11 protein-coding genes, 2 tRNA genes and 1 pseudogene are annotated in these 15,340 nt (G+C 72.8%); 5 read left to right on the top strand and 9 right to left on the bottom strand.

Annotated features, from left to right (window positions below; all coding sequences use genetic code 11):
- Nucleotides 1-9 precede the first annotated feature (9 nt).
- From ACZ7P3_RS03450 to ACZ7P3_RS03430, 5 genes are all read right to left on the bottom strand, one after another.
- Nucleotides 10-1,662: an ATP-binding protein gene (locus ACZ7P3_RS03450; protein WP_472078687.1), complete on the bottom strand. Its 1,653-nt coding sequence runs from the start codon at nt 1,660-1,662 to the stop codon at nt 10-12.
- On the bottom strand, nt 1,659-2,399 hold the full coding sequence (locus ACZ7P3_RS03445; RefSeq protein ID WP_472078686.1) for a response regulator transcription factor: 741 nt from the start codon (nt 2,397-2,399) through the stop codon (nt 1,659-1,661). Before ACZ7P3_RS03445 ends, ACZ7P3_RS03450 begins: the two co-directional genes overlap by 4 nt.
- Nucleotides 2,400-2,522: 123 nt before the next feature.
- Nucleotides 2,523-2,981: an antibiotic biosynthesis monooxygenase family protein gene (locus ACZ7P3_RS03440; RefSeq protein ID WP_472078684.1), complete on the bottom strand. Its 459-nt coding sequence runs from the start codon at nt 2,979-2,981 to the stop codon at nt 2,523-2,525.
- A 191-nt stretch (nt 2,982-3,172) separates the two neighbouring features.
- On the bottom strand, nt 3,173-4,045 hold the full coding sequence (locus tag ACZ7P3_RS03435) for a DUF2797 domain-containing protein (RefSeq protein ID WP_472078683.1): 873 nt from the start codon (nt 4,043-4,045) through the stop codon (nt 3,173-3,175).
- A 299-nt stretch (nt 4,046-4,344) separates the two neighbouring features.
- Nucleotides 4,345-4,719, bottom strand: coding sequence for an HGxxPAAW family protein (locus tag ACZ7P3_RS03430; protein WP_472078682.1), 375 nt, complete (start codon nt 4,717-4,719; stop codon nt 4,345-4,347).
- A gap of 83 nt (nt 4,720-4,802) precedes the next feature.
- Here ACZ7P3_RS03430 and ACZ7P3_RS03425 point away from each other — a divergent pair, with 83 nt between their 5' ends.
- The gene (locus ACZ7P3_RS03425; protein WP_472078681.1) at nt 4,803-5,294 is read left to right on the top strand and encodes a MarR family transcriptional regulator; all 492 of its coding nucleotides are present in this window, start codon (nt 4,803-4,805) and stop codon (nt 5,292-5,294) included.
- A gap of 52 nt (nt 5,295-5,346) precedes the next feature.
- Here the strand turns inward: ACZ7P3_RS03425 and ACZ7P3_RS03420 are convergent, their stop codons facing one another.
- The gene (locus ACZ7P3_RS03420) at nt 5,347-5,571 is read right to left on the bottom strand and encodes a DUF7660 family protein (protein WP_472078680.1); all 225 of its coding nucleotides are present in this window, start codon (nt 5,569-5,571) and stop codon (nt 5,347-5,349) included.
- Between the two features lie 761 nt (nt 5,572-6,332).
- Here ACZ7P3_RS03420 and ACZ7P3_RS03415 point away from each other — a divergent pair.
- Both ACZ7P3_RS03415 and ACZ7P3_RS03410 read left to right on the top strand, forming a co-directional pair.
- Nucleotides 6,333-6,686, top strand: coding sequence for a carboxymuconolactone decarboxylase (locus ACZ7P3_RS03415; RefSeq protein WP_472078679.1), 354 nt, complete (start codon nt 6,333-6,335; stop codon nt 6,684-6,686).
- A 127-nt stretch (nt 6,687-6,813) separates the two neighbouring features.
- Nucleotides 6,814-8,592 (top strand): SulP family inorganic anion transporter, encoded by a 1,779-nt coding sequence (locus ACZ7P3_RS03410; protein WP_472078678.1) that lies wholly within the window; start codon nt 6,814-6,816, stop codon nt 8,590-8,592.
- Nucleotides 8,593-8,596: 4 nt separating this feature from the next.
- Here the strand turns inward: ACZ7P3_RS03410 and ACZ7P3_RS03405 are convergent.
- The 3 genes and pseudogenes from ACZ7P3_RS03405 to ACZ7P3_RS03395 all read right to left on the bottom strand — a co-directional run.
- Nucleotides 8,597-8,797 (bottom strand): annotated as a pseudogene (locus tag ACZ7P3_RS03405) (XRE family transcriptional regulator); the annotation flags it as partial.
- Nucleotides 8,798-8,963: 166 nt separating this feature from the next.
- A tRNA-Arg gene (locus tag ACZ7P3_RS03400) sits at nt 8,964-9,036 on the bottom strand.
- Between the two features lie 228 nt (nt 9,037-9,264).
- Nucleotides 9,265-9,355 (bottom strand) — tRNA-Ser (locus ACZ7P3_RS03395).
- A 195-nt stretch (nt 9,356-9,550) separates the two neighbouring features.
- On the opposite strand from ACZ7P3_RS03395, the gene ACZ7P3_RS03390 reads away from it, so the two are divergent.
- Together ACZ7P3_RS03390 and ACZ7P3_RS03385 are read left to right on the top strand one after the other, a co-directional pair.
- Complete coding sequence (locus tag ACZ7P3_RS03390; RefSeq protein ID WP_472078677.1) at nt 9,551-10,027, top strand: SSI family serine proteinase inhibitor; 477 nt, start codon at nt 9,551-9,553, stop codon at nt 10,025-10,027.
- Between the two features lie 427 nt (nt 10,028-10,454).
- A complete protein-coding gene (locus tag ACZ7P3_RS03385; protein WP_472078676.1) occupies nt 10,455-15,254 on the top strand; it encodes a PAS domain-containing protein in 4,800 nt (1,599 codons plus the stop codon).
- The last annotated feature ends 86 nt before the right edge of the window (nt 15,255-15,340 follow it).

The following is a 15,340-nucleotide window of genomic DNA, read 5'->3' as shown; positions in this document are numbered from 1 at the left end:
CGACTCTCGTCAGACGCCCTGTTGCACCCATGTGGTGGCACTGTGCTGTGCCTGTGAGTGCGGCGGCCGGCCTGCTCCGGGCACGGGCTGCGGCACGGCCGGGGCGAGCGCGGGCAGATGCACGGTGAACACCGTGCGTCCCGGAACGCTGTCCACGGTCACGGCACCGCCGTGCGCGGCCGCGACGGCCTGCACGATGGCGAGGCCCAGACCCGTGGAGCCGGTGACGCGCGAGCGTGCCGAGTCCCCGCGCGCGAACCGCTCGAAGACGTGCGGCAGCAGGTCCGGCGGGATCCCCTGCCCGTTGTCCTCGACGTCCACGCACATCCAGGGCCCGCGCCGCTGGAGGCGTGCGGTGACCGTCGTACCCGGCGGGGTGTGGTTGCGGGCGTTGCCGAGGAGGTTGACGAGCACCTGCTGCAGGCGTGCAGCGTCCGCGGACACCAGGGCGGGCTCATCGGGCAGATCGAGCCGCCAGTTGTGGTCCATGCCGGCCGCGCGGGCGTCGCTGACGGTGTCCACCACGAGCGGAACGAGGTCGGTCTGCTCGAACTGCAGCGGCCGCCCCGCGTCCAGCCGGGCGAGCAGCAGCAGATCCTCGACCAGCAGGGTCATCCGGCCGGCCTCGGACTCGATCCGCCCGAGGGCGTGCCGGGTGTCGGGCCCGACCTGCTCCCGCCCGCGCCGGGTCAGCTCGGCGTAACCGCGGATGGAGGCGAGCGGGGTCCGCAGCTCATGACTGGCGTCGGCGACGAACTGCCGTACCCGTGTCTCGCTCTGCTGCCGGGCGTGCAGGGCGCCGTGCACATGGTCGAGCATGCGGTTGAGGGCGGCGCCCACCTGGCCGACCTCGGTGTGCGGATCGCACTCCGACTCCGGGACCCGCTCGCTGAGGTTCACCTCACCGGTGTGCAGGGGGAGTTCGGAGACCCGGGTGGCGGTGTTGGCGACCCTGCGGAGGGGGCGGGTGGCGACGCCGACGAGGACGCAGCCGGCGATGACGGCGGCGACGAGGCCCGCGGCGGTGACGCTGATCTCGACCAGGATGAGGGTGTCGACGTTGTCGTCGACGTCCTTCGTCGGCAGCGCCACGTAGTAGGCGTCGCTGCTCTCCTTGCTGTCCACGTACTTGACGAGATAGCTGCCGAGCCCCGGGATCTCCGTGCTGTGCGCCTTGCGGTCCTTCGGTACCTGGGCGATCGCCGTCTTCTGCCCCGCGGTGAGGTCATCGGCGCGCATCTTCTTGAAGAAGCCGTAGCCGTCGGTCAGCTGATGCGAGACGCCGGCGGAGGCGATCGATCCGTCCTTCGCGTTCACGTACGCGGCGATGGTCCGGGGCGGTGTCGGGCCGATGGTCAGCAGGCTGTCGACCTTCTGGCTCGGCGTGGCGGTGTCCACGGAGGAGGCGTTCGGCCTGTCCCGGTCCGCCCCGGGGTCGCCGCCGGGGGGCCGCATGTGACCGACCGCGCGCCCGCCGATCTCGGACACCTTGCCGTCGAGCTGGTCGTACAGATGGGTCCGCAGCGCGAGCGTGGTCACCGTGCCGATCACCGCACACACCACGGCGATCAGGACGACGGACGCGACGACGAGCCGGGTCCGCAGGGTGCGCGGCTGTCCCGCCCGTCGCCGCTGCGGACGCGGCCGCCGTCGACCGCTCATGACACGGCGGGCTTGATCAGGTAACCGGCCCCACGCCGGGTGTGGATCATCGGTTCACGCCCGGCGTCGATCTTCCGCCGCAGGTACGAGATGTACAGCTCGACCACGTTGGCCTGCCCGCCGAAGTCGTACGACCAGACCCGGTCCAGGATCTGCGCCTTGCTGAGCACGCGCCGCGGATTGCGCATCAGGAAGCGCAGCAGCTCGAACTCGGTCGCGGTGAGATGAATGGAGTCCCCGGCCCGCGAGACCTCGTGGCTGTCCTCGTCCAGGGTGAGGTCACCGACGACGAGCACGGATTCGGAGCGGCGGTCGGCGGCCCCGGAACGGCGGATCAGTCCCCGCAGCCGTGCCACGACCTCTTCCAGGCTGAACGGCTTGGTGACGTAGTCGTCGCCGCCGGCGGTGAGGCCGGCTATACGGTCCTCGACGGCGTCCTTGGCGGTCAGGAAGAGGACGGGCACGTCCGGCAGTTCGCGGCGCAGCCGGCCGAGGACGGTCAGCCCGTCCATGTCGGGCAGCATCATGTCCAGGACGACGGCGTCGGGCCGGAACTCGCGGGCGGTCTGCATGGCGCCCTGCCCGTCCCCCGCACTCCTGATCTGCCAGCCCTCGTAACGAAGGGCCATGCTCAGCAGTTCGGTGATCGACATTTCGTCGTCCACCACAAGCACTCGGACGGGGCTCCCGTCCGGCCTCAGCAGTTCGGTGCGCCCCTGGGGCGAGGTCGTGGTCATGATGGACACCCTGTCGGGGCCCTCTGAGAGCACACTTTCACCCGTCTGTGATTTCTCTGAGAAACGCACAGGCGGTTCTCAGGGAACACCTGGGAACGGCTCACGCACGCGCGGGGGAACGGCTCACGCACGCGCGAACCCGTGGCTGTGCTCGACCCGGGCGATGTGGATCACGTACTGCTCGTACCACCGCTCGCGCCCGCGCTGCTTGGCCGCGAGGTGCTCGGGATCCCGGCGCCACGCCTCGATCCCGGCGAGGTCCCGGAAGTAGGCGACGGAGACGGCGAGTCCGCCGGGAGTGTGGGCGAAGTCCTCGCCGAGAAATCCCGGGATCTGCCGCACGAGGTCGGAGAGGCGGTGGGCGGTGCGGGTGTATGCGTCGGGGTCCTGGTCGGTGCGGGTGGAGACGAACACGACGGCGTAGTACGGAGGTTCGCAGGCGGGTGTGGGGGAGGGGGCGGAGGAGGGAGTGGGTGTCGGGGCGGAGACGGGAGCGGGAGTGGCGGAAGGAGTGGGCGTCGAGGCGGAGACGGGAGCGGGAGTGGCTATGGGGCTGACAGGGGCAACGGGCTGATCGCTCATGTCGGTCACGATGACCGCGGGCGGGGCCCCGGGTCCATGGACCTTGCCCAAAGGGATCCGCAGGGGATCCAAGTCTTGACCTTCTCCCCCTGGGGCCTGTCGTACGGACCTGCTGCACGGGTCTGCCGTACGGGCCTGTCGTGATGGCTGCATTACAGGCCTGCCCTTCGGCCTGTCCTTCCGGCCGCAGGTCAGAACAGCCCGTCCTGCTCCCTCCTGAACTCCCTCACCGGGACGGTGAACGTGCCGACGGCCGACTGCGGCGGGGCCAGCTCCCAGCCGGTCATCAGCCGGGTGTCGAGCACGACGGCCCCGCGTCCGGCGACGGCCAGATGCAGATCGGGTCCGGCGGCCGCGACCAGTTCACCGCTGACGGTGCCGCCGGCGACCAGCTCGACGACGTCACCGACCGCCGCCGGTGCGTCCGACAGCCCGAACGCCGCCATGTGGTCGACGGGTCGACAGGGCTCGCGGCCCAACGACTCGGGCCATCCGCCGAGTACGACGGCCCGTGCGTGCAACTCCCGCACCTCGGCGGCTCGCTCGGCCTCCGTCCGCGGCAGCGCCGCCCGCACCGCCCGCTTCTCGGCGTACGCAATCCGGTCCGGGACCCGGAGGGCCGCCCGCAGCAGTTCCTCCGTCCGGCGAGCCGCCATCAGCGGACCGGTGCCCAGCCAGCTGAAGCAGACGGCACCCTGCTCCAGCAGCCGCGCCGACCCGCGCTCCACGGCAGTGATGCCGACCTTGACCATGCCGGGTCCGAACCAGGCCAGATAGACGCGGTACGGCCGCGGATCGTCGGCGAGGGTGTCGGCGGCCACGGAGTGCGCCCGGTCCAGCCGCGCGCACTCCTCGCACCGGGCCCCCGTGCTCCGCCCCGGCACGGCGGCCCGCAGCGGACAGGCATGCCCCCGCGCCCCCACGCAACACCGCGCCGAGCCCTCCGCAACGGCGAACGCGACCCGCTTCCCCCACGGCAGCGCGCTGCGCCGCCCGCCGTCCCACACCAGCACGGGGCCGTCCGGCGTCCAGCGCAGTCCCGAGCATCTCCACACCTGTGCCATCACCGTCGAGATTAGAAGGCGGGTCTGACAACGGGACGGGTGAACGTGCGGGCGCGGCCAGGACGGGCGATCGGGCGGGCGCGGGCAGGACGCGGCCGGGCGCCGACCGTGCTGCGGTCACCGGCCACCAGCCACCGGCCACCAGTCACCAGCTACCAGTCACCGGCCGGCGAATGCCGGCACGGACGGCGGACGGCGGGGCGGACGACGGACGTCGGGGCTGACGGCAGGCACTTGCACGGTCAGCGGATGTCCGCTCCGTCGGCGGGCGTCGGCACGGCCACCGGTCGGCAGTACCTTCACTCGATGGATGACAGAGGCACCGATTCGGCGCGCGTCTCCCCCTGGACCGCCGGAACCCGCGCCGCGCCCGCCGCGGGCCGCCCCCGCCCCGCCAGCCGGCAGCTGACGCACCCGGGGTGCCCCTGCCGGGCCCGGGTGTCGCGGACGCGCATCCCCCACTCCCCCCGCGGCCGCACTCCCGGCGGCTTCCCCCAGCCGGACAGATGAAGGGTCCAGGTGGCCAGGACGCCCACACCCACGATCGCCAGCCCTGCCACGAGGGCCGGTACGGAGACCGTGCACACGCCCAGACCCACCACACCGCTTCCGACGGTCGCGATACCGGCGCCGGTCCAGCCGGCGATCGTGTGACCCTCGTCGTACAGACTCATGCAGCCGCCTCCAGGGACGAGCTTCCCTCACGGACTAAGCAATTCACCAACCGAATATCTCACGAGCTAAGGGATCTGAACAGATGGACGGCACGCCCCGACCGCCCGCCACCCCGGCACAGGCGCTGTCGGCGATGGACCACCTCATCGCCGCCCACGTGATCGGACAGCAGGAGCTGGCCCGGCGGCTGGGACTGAACGTCACCGACCTCACCTGTTTCGCCTTCGTCCTGGAGGCGGGGGAGAACCTGCTCACGGCCGGCGACCTCGCGGCCCGCGCGCACGTCACCACGGGCGCCGTGACCGGCATCCTCAACCGCCTCGAACGCGCCGGCTACGTCACCCGCCGCCCCGATCCCACCGACCGCCGCCGGGTCCGCGTGGCCGCCGTACCGGCCGCCGTGACCCGGGTCGAGACGGTGTACGCGGGCCACTACAAGCGCCTCACGGCCCTGTTCGCCGACTACGGCCCCGAGGAACTGGCCGTCATCACCGACTGGTTCACGCGGGCCACGACCCTGGCCCACGAGTACCTGGAGAAGCTGAACCGGAACGACCCGGAAGAGGAGTGCTGAGCCCGGAACACCGAAGGCCCGCACAGCTCGCGAGCCGCTTCGGCCCGGCCGGTCATTCGTAGTGCCGAGCGGCCCTGAGCGCCCGGGCGAAGAACGTCCAGTCGCCGTCCGGCGGCATCTCCTCGCCGAGGTTCCGGTACGAGCCGGGCGAGTCCGTGATCCACGCGGCAAGCGCATCGAGGTAGTGCTCCACGGTGCGGTTCTCCCACTCCACGCCCTGTCTGCGGAAGTCGTCGCGGAGAGCGCAGATCATGGCGGCGAGGGACTCCCGCGTCATGACTTCCCGGTAAGGATCGGGCCCATCGTCGGCCATGGCCGGACCCTGGCGGGGGCGGCGGCCGGCAGTCAGCCGGATATCGCCCCGACGGCCGGCGGACGCCCCACCGGCCTGAGGCGGTCGCCGTCGCACACCCCTGTCGAGGCAAAAGCCAGAGGCCCTGTGGATTTCTCCACGGGGCCTCTGGTCCGATGTGCACTCGGCAGGATTCGAACCTGCGGCCTTCTGAGTGCCGAGGGGGGTCGGCCTCGGCCGTTGCTGTTCGCGCTCGTTGGTGCCAGTCGCTGGTGTCGCCCGGGGGACGCCGTCCTGGCAGGCTCCCCTCTCGGGCGACCCGTCAGTCGACACCGCCGGGCTTCACTCGCGGGAACGGCACGGTGCAGGGCAGGTACGCAAGTTGCGCGATCAGGACCAGGAGGCTCAGGGTGTGCCTCAAGAGTGCCTGCTTCCATAGAAGTGAAAGTGTCCATGGAGTGCACAGGAGCGTCACGGTGACGTCCGGTGCGTCTGGGCCGCCGTCGGTGTGCCGGGTGAGCGGACCCGCTTCGGAGCGGCCGCTTCCGCGATCGGCTGAAAAGACGTGGGCCGCAGGCCTGTCACCTGTGCAAAGTCGGCATGCTCGGTCCGGACGTCCAGCTCGACGCGCGGCACCGGTCGGGGCTGCCTACGCTTGAGGGGCAAACTGCCCGGCGCGCAGGGGGATTCCCAGGATCAGCGGGTTTCGCGTCCGGCTTCCCACAGCACTGGAAGGCGGTCCGAACATGGCCACCGCGCCTGAGACTCCCGTCCTCGACACGATCGCTGCCATGACCATCGACTCCATCGAACATTGCCACATGGACAAGCGGTCGCTGATCCAGGCCCGCATCGCCGCACTCGTGGCCATGGACGCACCGGCAATCTCCTATCTGGCCCACATCGACCCTGCGGTCAAGGCCGACTTCACCGTCGAGCAGCTGCAGGATCTTCTCGTTGCGATCGCCCCCGTCGTGGGGACGGCACGCGTCATGTCGGCGTCAACCCACATCGCACAGGCGTTCGGTGTCGCCATCGCACTTGCCGATGCCGAGGCCCAGGCCATAGCCGAGGCAGAGGCCCAGCACAGCAACCCCTGAACGGTGCGTCCGCCATCAACGCCAGGCAGTCCGGCCAGGTCCCGCCGCGCGCCCTCGGGCTTCTGTTCGTCCGGGAGCCGGGCAAGCCCGCGGCCCGCCGGCCGAAGGGCGCGGGCAGGCCTGCGTGATGGCCCGCCGCAGCGGCCACGGGGTCCGGTCCCGGCTGCATGCCGTTCCCGGCGTCCGCGCCGTGGCGTCCTACCGGCGCGCATGGCTGGCCAAGGACGTGGTCGCAGGCGTCGTGCTCACCACCCTGCTGGTGCCGCAGGGTATGGCGTACGCCGAGCTGGCGGGCCTGCCCTCCATCACCGGCCTGTACACGACCATCCTCTGCCTGCTCGGATACGCGGTGTGCGGACCGTCCCGGATCCTGGTCCTGGGCCCTGACTCCTCGCTGGGGCCGATGATCGCCGCCGTCGTGCTGCCCTTGGTGGCCTCGGGCGGGGAACCCGACCGGGCCGTGGCATTGGCCTCGATGCTCGCCATCATGGTGGCCGGGATCATGATCCTGGCCTCGGTGGCGAAGTTCGGCTTCATCGCCGACCTGATCTCCAAGCCGACGATGATCGGCTACATGAACGGCCTCGCGCTCACGATCCTCATCGGGCAGTTGCCCAAACTGCTCGGGTTCAAGGTCGAGGCCGACAACCTGGCCGGCGAGTGCGTCGGGCTGGTGCGGAAAATCGGCGACGGGGCGGTGGTACCGGCCTCGGCAGCGATCGGAGTCGGCGGCATCGCTCTGATTCTGGTGCTGCAGCGCATGGTGCCGAAGATCCCCGCGGTGCTGGTGATGGTGGTCCTGGCGATCGCCTCGGTCGCCGTGTTCGGCCTGGGCGAGCACGGCGTCAGCCTGGTCGGTGAGCTTCCCCGGGGCTTCCCGCCGTTCACGGTCCCCCACGTCCGTGCGTCCGACCTGGTCCCGCTGTTCGGCGGCGCTTTGGGCATCGCCCTCGTGTCGCTGGCGGACACGATCTCCAACGCGTCGGCCTTCGCCGCCCGCACCGGGCAGGAGGTGCGCGGTAACCAGGAGATGGCCGGGGTCGGGGCCGCGAATCTGGCCGCCGGTCTCTTTCAGGGCTTCCCCGTCAGCACCAGCGGCTCCCGGACGGCCGTGGCGGAGCGTGCCGGGGCCAGGAGCCAGCTGACCGGTGTCGTCGGAGCGACGCTGATCGTCCTCATGCTCCTGCTCGCCCCGGGGATGTTCCGCAATCTCCCCCAACCCGCCCTCGCCGCCATCGTCATCACCGCCTCGCTGTCCCTGGCCGACATAGCGGGAAGCGCACGGCTGTGGCGGCAGCGCCGGACCGAGTTCCTGCTGTCGGCCGCCGCCTTCCTCGGGGTGGCCCTGCTCGGCGTCCTTCAGGGCATCGCCATCGCCGTCGCCCTGTCCGTGCTCAACGTTTTCCGGCGGGCCTGGTGGCCGTACAACACCGCGCTCGGAAAAGTCGACGGGCTGGAGGGGTACCACGACGTACGGTCCTACCCGCAGGCCCGGCGGCTGCCCGGGCTCGTGATCCACCGGTTCGACGCGCCGCTGTTCTTCGCCAACGCCAGGACCTTCCGCGACGAGGTGCGGCGGCTGGCCGCCACCGAGCCGCGCCCCGAGTGGATCGTCATCGCCGCCGAGCCGATGACCGACGTGGACACCACCGCCGCCGACATGCTGGAGGAGTTGGACGAGGCCCTCAACGCCGAACAGGTCCATCTGGTCTTCGCCGAGCTAAAGGATCCCGTGCGACGCAAGATCGAGCGTTATGGGCTGACCCGCACCATCGACCCGGGCCACTTCTTTCCGACCGTGGAGGCCGCCGTCGCCGCGTTCCGCCTGCGAACCGGAGCAGAGTGGACGCGGCCGGGGACGGAGCAGCCCGGGACGCAGCCTCCACCGACGGACGGCAGGCGGTAAGGACCCCGGCAAGAGGGCGGTGGCGCATCAGCGCGAGGCGGCAACGGGACTGGATCCCGTGGCCGAACTCCTCTTCCTCGCCACGCTGCTGGACGTTTGGACTGTCCGCGTCGCCGAGTGCGGTACGGACTGCGCGGCCCTCGGCCGCTCGCCCCTTCAAGATCTCGCCGAGTCCCGGGTACGCCTCGCGCAAGAAGACGGCGGCCCGCTACCGCTACGCCCGTCGCGCCGACCGGCAGACCGGCCGTCGAGCACGGGTGACGCCGTCGGTGCCATAGCCGGTGCGCGGCCGGGCGGTCGCCGTCGCACACCCCCGTCGAGGCAAAAGCCAGAGGCCCTGTGGATTTCTCCACAGGGCCTCTGGTCCGATGTGCACTCGGCAGGATTCGAACCTGCAACCTTCTGATCCGTAGTCAGATGCTCTATCCGTTAAGCTACGAGTGCTTGTTCTTTTGTTTTTGTCTTTCCGCTCCCGGCCCTTCCGGCCCGCTCGCGGCGACAGGAAGAACATTACATGACTGCCGCCGTCATGTGAAATCCGATTCGCATACCCCTTGTGACCTGCGAAAACGCGGATGGAGCGGCGATGGGGCGGCGTCGGCGCCGCTGGATCCGAGTGCCGGGACAACGCCGAAGCCCCGGTCCTGGGGACCGGGGCTTCGGGATCAAGTGCGGAGGCGGAGGGATTTGAACCCTCGATGGGCTGTAAGGCCCAAACCGCATTAGCAGTGCGGCGCCATAGACCGGACTAGGCGACGCCTCCAGCACAACCACTCCCGCGAGCGCGCGAATGGTGCGTGCAGATGATGACACAGTCGAGCGCGGTGTCACCAATCGCCCCCCACGGTACTAGGAGCGAGGCCCGCAGGGCAAAGGGCTCCGCCCGGCGAGGCGGCGGACGGCGGGAGGGGCGCAACGTCCGGGGCCCGTGGACGTTGGGCAGGTCATGGTCTCTGTCATGTCGGCCGTCGCGCGCGGCGTCCTGGTGCCCTCCCTCGCCGCCGTCTCGGTCTCGTCCCTGGCCGCCCTGGCCGCCCTGGCCGCCGCGCCCGCCGTGGCCGCGCCCGCCGTACCGCCGCCCGTGCGGCCCGAGGACCGGGCCGGTGATCACCTCACCGTCGTCGTGCGGCACGCCGGCTCCGGGCTGGACGGGACGTACGAGGTGTCCTGTCACCCCGCGGCCGGGAATCACCCGGACGTGGCGGGTGCCTGCCGAGTGCTCGACGAGAACACGCGGTGGGGGCAGGACACCTTCGCGCCGGTGGCCCCCGACAGCGTCTGCACCATGCTCTACGGCGGCCCGGCCACCGCCCATGTCACGGGCACCTGGGCCGGCCGGCCGGTCGACGCCTCGTACGACCGCAGCAACGGATGCGAGATCGGGCGGTGGGACCGGATGGTGCCGTACCTGCCGAAGCTCGGTTCGCCGGCGTAGAGCCGGCCCGGTCGCGGACTCCACCGGCCGGAAACCCGGTTCGGTCACAGGCTCCTCCGGGCGAGATCTTCGCCCGGTCGCAGACTCCGCCCAGGTGGAGATCCCGCCCGGTCCGAGGCGCCGACCGGCCGGAGACACCGCCCTGCCGTGGGCGTTTTCCGGTCGTGGACGTTTCCTGACGGAATCGCCGGTCTCGTACAGGTCCCGCGAAGGTCCGGCGAAGGTCTCGCGGTGCCGGAGCGCCGTCGACCGCGGAACAGACGTATGCGGTCACATGTTCGCCGTCACTTCGTCGTGCGACCTCCCTCTCATCCGGCGTCGCGAGCGCAACCCGAGCCCTTAGACTCCCTCGCGTGACACGCTGCGGGCCGCTTGGCAAGATGGCCCGAGCGGTCGGCAAGGTGCGGTAACAGGGAGGAAGCGTCTCGTGAGCAGCAGGCCATCCCGAGGCGCTGCTCGCCTCGCAGCCATACTCGACGCGCTGCCTGACGCGTTGGTCCTGGTCAACGCCAATGGAACCGTCGTCAACGCCAACACCATCGCCCTGGAGGCCTTCGAGGCACCGGGGACCGCGCTCGTCGGGCGCGGGCTGCTCGATCTGCTGCCGCAGTTCGACTCCCGGCTCATCCCCGGCTCCATGCGGCGACCCGACCACATGGACCCGGGCGGCAGGACCAAGCCGACGCGGATGATCGCGCGCCGGACGGACGGGACCGAGTTCCCGGTCGAGGTCACGAGCGCGAACCTGGAGAACGGGCAGCAGGCGTACGACGGTTACGGCTACACCGGCGACGAGCTGCTGATGCTCGTCGTCCGTGACCTGTCCGGGACCGTGGACACCGAGGCCGAGCTGGCCCGTTCGCAGCGGCAGACCGAGATGATCCTGCGCGCGGCGGCGGAAGGTGTCGTGGGGACCGACACCGACGGACGGATCGTGCTCGTCAACCCGGCCGCCGCCCAGATACTGGGATACCGGGCCGGTGAGCTGGGCGGCAAGGAGCTGCACACCCTCGTGCTGCACTCCCGCGCCGACGGCTCCCCCTTCCCGTACGAGGAGTCCCCGCTCGCCGACACCCTGCGCTCCGGGCGCAAGCACCGGGTGCGCGGGCAGGTGCTGTGGTCCAAGGGCGAGAAGAAGGTGGCGGTCGATCTGACCACCGCGCCCGTGCGCGACGGCGACCAGCTCGTCGGCGCCGTCATGACCTTCACCGACCGGCGGCCCTACGACGCCCTCGCCGAGGAGAAGGCCGCGCTGCAGCAGACGCACACCGACGAGCTGGAGCGGCTCACCGAGAAGCACGCCTCCGACCTGACCGCGCTGCGCCAGCAGCACGTCGGCGAACTCGAGGAACTGCACGAGCAGCACCAGGAGGAGCTGACGGCCGGCGAGGAGCGGTACGCCGCACTCGCCGAGCGGGAGAAGGACCGGCACGAGGCCCTGACCGGGCGGCACGAGCAGCTGCTCACGCTGCTCGCGGGGTCGTTGCGCGGGCCGCTGGACGAGCTGCGGCGCGAGCTGGCCGCCCTGGCCTCGGACGACGCCGGACAGCTGTGGCCCGAGGCCAACCAGGTCCTTCACCACCTGTCGGCCGGCTACGCCCGGATCACCACGCTCATCGACAACGTCCTCGGCTATCAGAGCCTGGACGCCGGCAGCGAGGACATCACCCGTACGAAGGTGATGCTCGACGCCGTCGTCGCCGCCGGTGTGGACGGCGCCGTCGAGCTGATCGGGCCGGGCCGCGTCCAGTTCGCCGTGCACGCGCCGCCCATCGAGGCCGAGGTCGACCCGCAGCGGCTCGCGACCGCGCTCGCCCATCTCGTGGCGGACGTGGCGGGCGTGGACGCCACCGGCAACGCGCCCGTCTCCGCGGGCGGCTACCTGGACAACACCGTCGTGGTCGCGGCCGCGCAGCGCGGTGAGGTCGCACGGATCGAGGTGCGCGGGCCCTACGCCGGGGGAGACCCGGTGCACGAGCCGATCGTGCGCGGGATCGTACGGGCGCACGGCGGTGTGCTGCAGACGCACGAGGTGCCGGGCATGAGCGGCAGCGCGTATGTGCTCGAGGTGCCGCTGGGCGGCGGAGCCGGCGCGGTTGCCGAGCGGGTGCCGGACGCCGAGGACTCCTCCGCCGAAGGTGCCACAGGTGCCGGTCCCGCCGAGCAGGGCTCCGGCGGCGGGCGGCGGCGCGCCCGGCGGTCCTCCACGGACGCCTTCCTGGAGAGCGATGTCGCCGGTGACGCCGGCGAGTCCGGTGAGCCCGGTGGCGGCGAGACGGATGCGCCCGTGCCGACCGGCCGGCGCCGCAGGCGAGGGGCGGCCGCCGTCGAGGCGGCGGCACCGGTCCCGGTCCCGGTCCCGGGCGAGGGCGCGGACACGGCGTCCGGCGGCACCGGGCGGCGACGCGGACGTCCCGCCGACAGCGGCGGCGCCGACACAGGTGACGGTGAAGGCGTGGCCGAGGGCGCCGTGATGACCGCGGCCGAGCATGCCGCGGGAACCGCCGCGGCCGGCAACGGGCTCGGCGCCGCCGTACCGCCGCAGGGCGTACCCGCGCCTGCCGCCGGACGCCGCGCCCGGCGCGGTTCCGGCGAGCCGCAGGCAGCCCTGCCGCCCGCGCTGCCGGCGGCCGGTGCCGAGCCGGCACGGCCTGCTGCCGACGAGGGTGCGCAGCCGACCGGACGGCGCCGGCGTGCGCTGGCCGCCGCGGCGGAGCGTGCCGCGGCGCAGGAGGCGGGGGCCCGTACGGTCTTCGCCCTGCCACCGGCCGAGGCCGACCGCTCCCCCGAATCCACGGACTCGGCAACGGGCATGGGCGTGGACGCGGGTCGGGACACGGGCACAGGTACGGGTACAGGCGCAGGGACGGGTGCAGGCACAGGGACGGGTGCAGGCACAGGGACGGGTGCAGGCACCGGAACGGCCATGGGGCCGGGTGTCGGTCCGGCTCCGGCAGGTCCTCCGACGGGTCCGGCTCCGGCAGGTCCGGCCATGCGCGGTGCGGCCCCTGACGCGATGACTCCGGGCGCGATGACTCCTGGTGCTACGGCTCCTGGTGCTACGGCTCCCGGCGCGCAGCTCCCTGGTCAGGTGGCCCTGCCCGGTCCGCTGCCCGTGCCCGTCGAGGGGGTTCCGGGCGACGACGGGCGGCATGACGCCGTACCGCTCGACCAGGCCGAGGACCACACCCCGCCCCAGCCGCACCCCACGACCGCACCGACCGGTCGCCGTCGGCGGGCCGTGGCCCAGCCGGCGCAGACGACTCCGGCACCGGCCACTCCCCTTCCGGCGCAGGGCACGGCCGGACAGGGCATCCCCGCCCCGGCTGCCCCCGCGTCGGCACCGGCACCCGCTCAGGGTCCCGGCCGGACGGCCGTACCGGCGGGTCCGGCAGGCGGGCCCGGCGTCGCTGCTGCGGCGGGTGCCGTCGCCCGGCCCGGCGCCGCGGCCCAGCCCGGCACCACGGCTCAAGCCCCCGTCGCGGCCCAGCCCGGCACCATCGCTCAGCCCGGTGCCATCGCTCAGCCCGGCGTCGCGGCCCAGGCCGCGCCCGGTCGGCAGGCGGCCGTGCCCCCCGCGTCCGTGCCCGGCACCGCCTTGCCCGCGCAGGGCACCGCCGGTCAGGGCGTACCGGTGCCGCCCGGGCAGGCGGTTCCGGCGCAGGCCGCTCCCGGCCGGCCGGTGGCCGCGCAACCGGCGGTCGACCAGCCCGTTCCCGGCCGGCCGGCACCCGGGCAGCCGGTGCCCGCCGCAGGGGCGCAGCCCACCCCCGACGCCGGTACCCCGACCGCCGCGCCCGCCCAGCCGCTTCCGGCGGAGGCGGCCCCCGGCCAGGTACCGGCGGAGCAGGCCGCCGCGGTCCCGGCCGCCGGCACCCCCGCGGCAACGATCCCGCAGCAGTGGCCCGGCACCGACGACACCTCCGGCGCCGGCGTCCCCACCCCGCAGGCACCCCCCGTCCCGCACGCACCGCAGGCCGGTCCCGGCACTCCCGCCCCCGGCACCCCGCTCCCCCCGGAGCACGCGGGTGGCCGGCCGCCGCGGGCGGCCCAGCCCCTGCCCGCCGAGTCCGCGGCCGCCGCGGCCGACCCGAACTCCACTCAGGGGCGGGCCATCAGCGTGCGCACGCTCGGGCAGGGCGTGCCGTTCTCGCGCCAGGCCGCGCAGGTGCAGCAGCCGACGGCGACCCCGCCTCCGCACGCGCCGGGCGGCTCCGGTCGCCGCCGCAAGCTGGGCACGCCTCCCGAGCCGGCCGCGCGCCCGGAGCCACAGCCGGAGCAGTCGGGCCGTCCGCATCCGCCGGCCGAACAGCCGCCCGCGCAGCCCTCGCTCGCGGGACAGTCCCGGCTGGTACCGGCCACCGAGGGTGCCGGACGCTCGTACGCCATAGGAGCACCGGACGCCAACGCGGCCGAGGGCCCCGAACCGCTGGACGGTCCCGGCGGGGCCGTCGAGGTCTCGGACACCCCGCGGCCGCAGCCGTTGGACGACGAGCTGCCCCCGGAGCCGCTGGACAACCCGCGCCGGCTGCTGGTGTGGCCCGCGCCGGACGTGACGACCCAGCAGGCGCTGAGCGACCGCGGCTACCGGCCGGTCACCGTGCACTCCCGCGAGGAGGTCGACGCGCAGATCGCGGCGTTCCCCGCCGCGCTGTTCGTGGACCCGCTGACCGGGCCGATCACCCGTACGGCACTCCAGTCGCTGCGCCAGGCCGCGGTCGCGGCCGAGGTGCCGGTACTGGTCACGGCGGGGCTCGGACAGGCGACGCGCGAGGCGGCGTACGGCGCCGATCCCGCCGTCCTGCTGAAGGCGCTCGCGCCGCGCGACAGCGAGCAGCATCCGCCACGGGTGCTGCTGATCGAGGAGCACGCCGAGATCGCGCTGGCGCTGACCTCGACGCTGGAGCGCCGCGGGATGCAGGTGGCGCGGGCCGCGAGCGACAACGACGCGGTGACGCTGGCGGGGCAGTTCCGGCCGAACCTCGTGGTGATGGACCTGCTGCAGGTGCACCGGCACCAGGCCGGCTCCACCGGGATCATCGACTGGCTGCGCGCGCACGGGCAGCTCAACCGCACCCCGCTCGTCGTCTACACCGCCGCCGTCGACCAGGCCGAGCTGCCGCGGCTCGCCTCGGGCGAAACGGTGCTGTTCCTCGCGGAACGGTCCACCAGCAGCGACGTGCAGTCCCGGATCGTCGACCTGCTGGCCCGCATCGGCACCAACTAGCGGTCGGCCCGGCGGAGTTCAGCGGAGGCCGGGAGGAGTTCAGCGGGCAGCTCCGGGTGACCTGGCAGGGTTGAGCGGGCGGCTCC

It is taken from the genome of Streptomyces sp. NPDC107581 (genome assembly GCF_055657175.1).
This window is presented reverse-complemented; position numbering and strand designations above follow the sequence as displayed.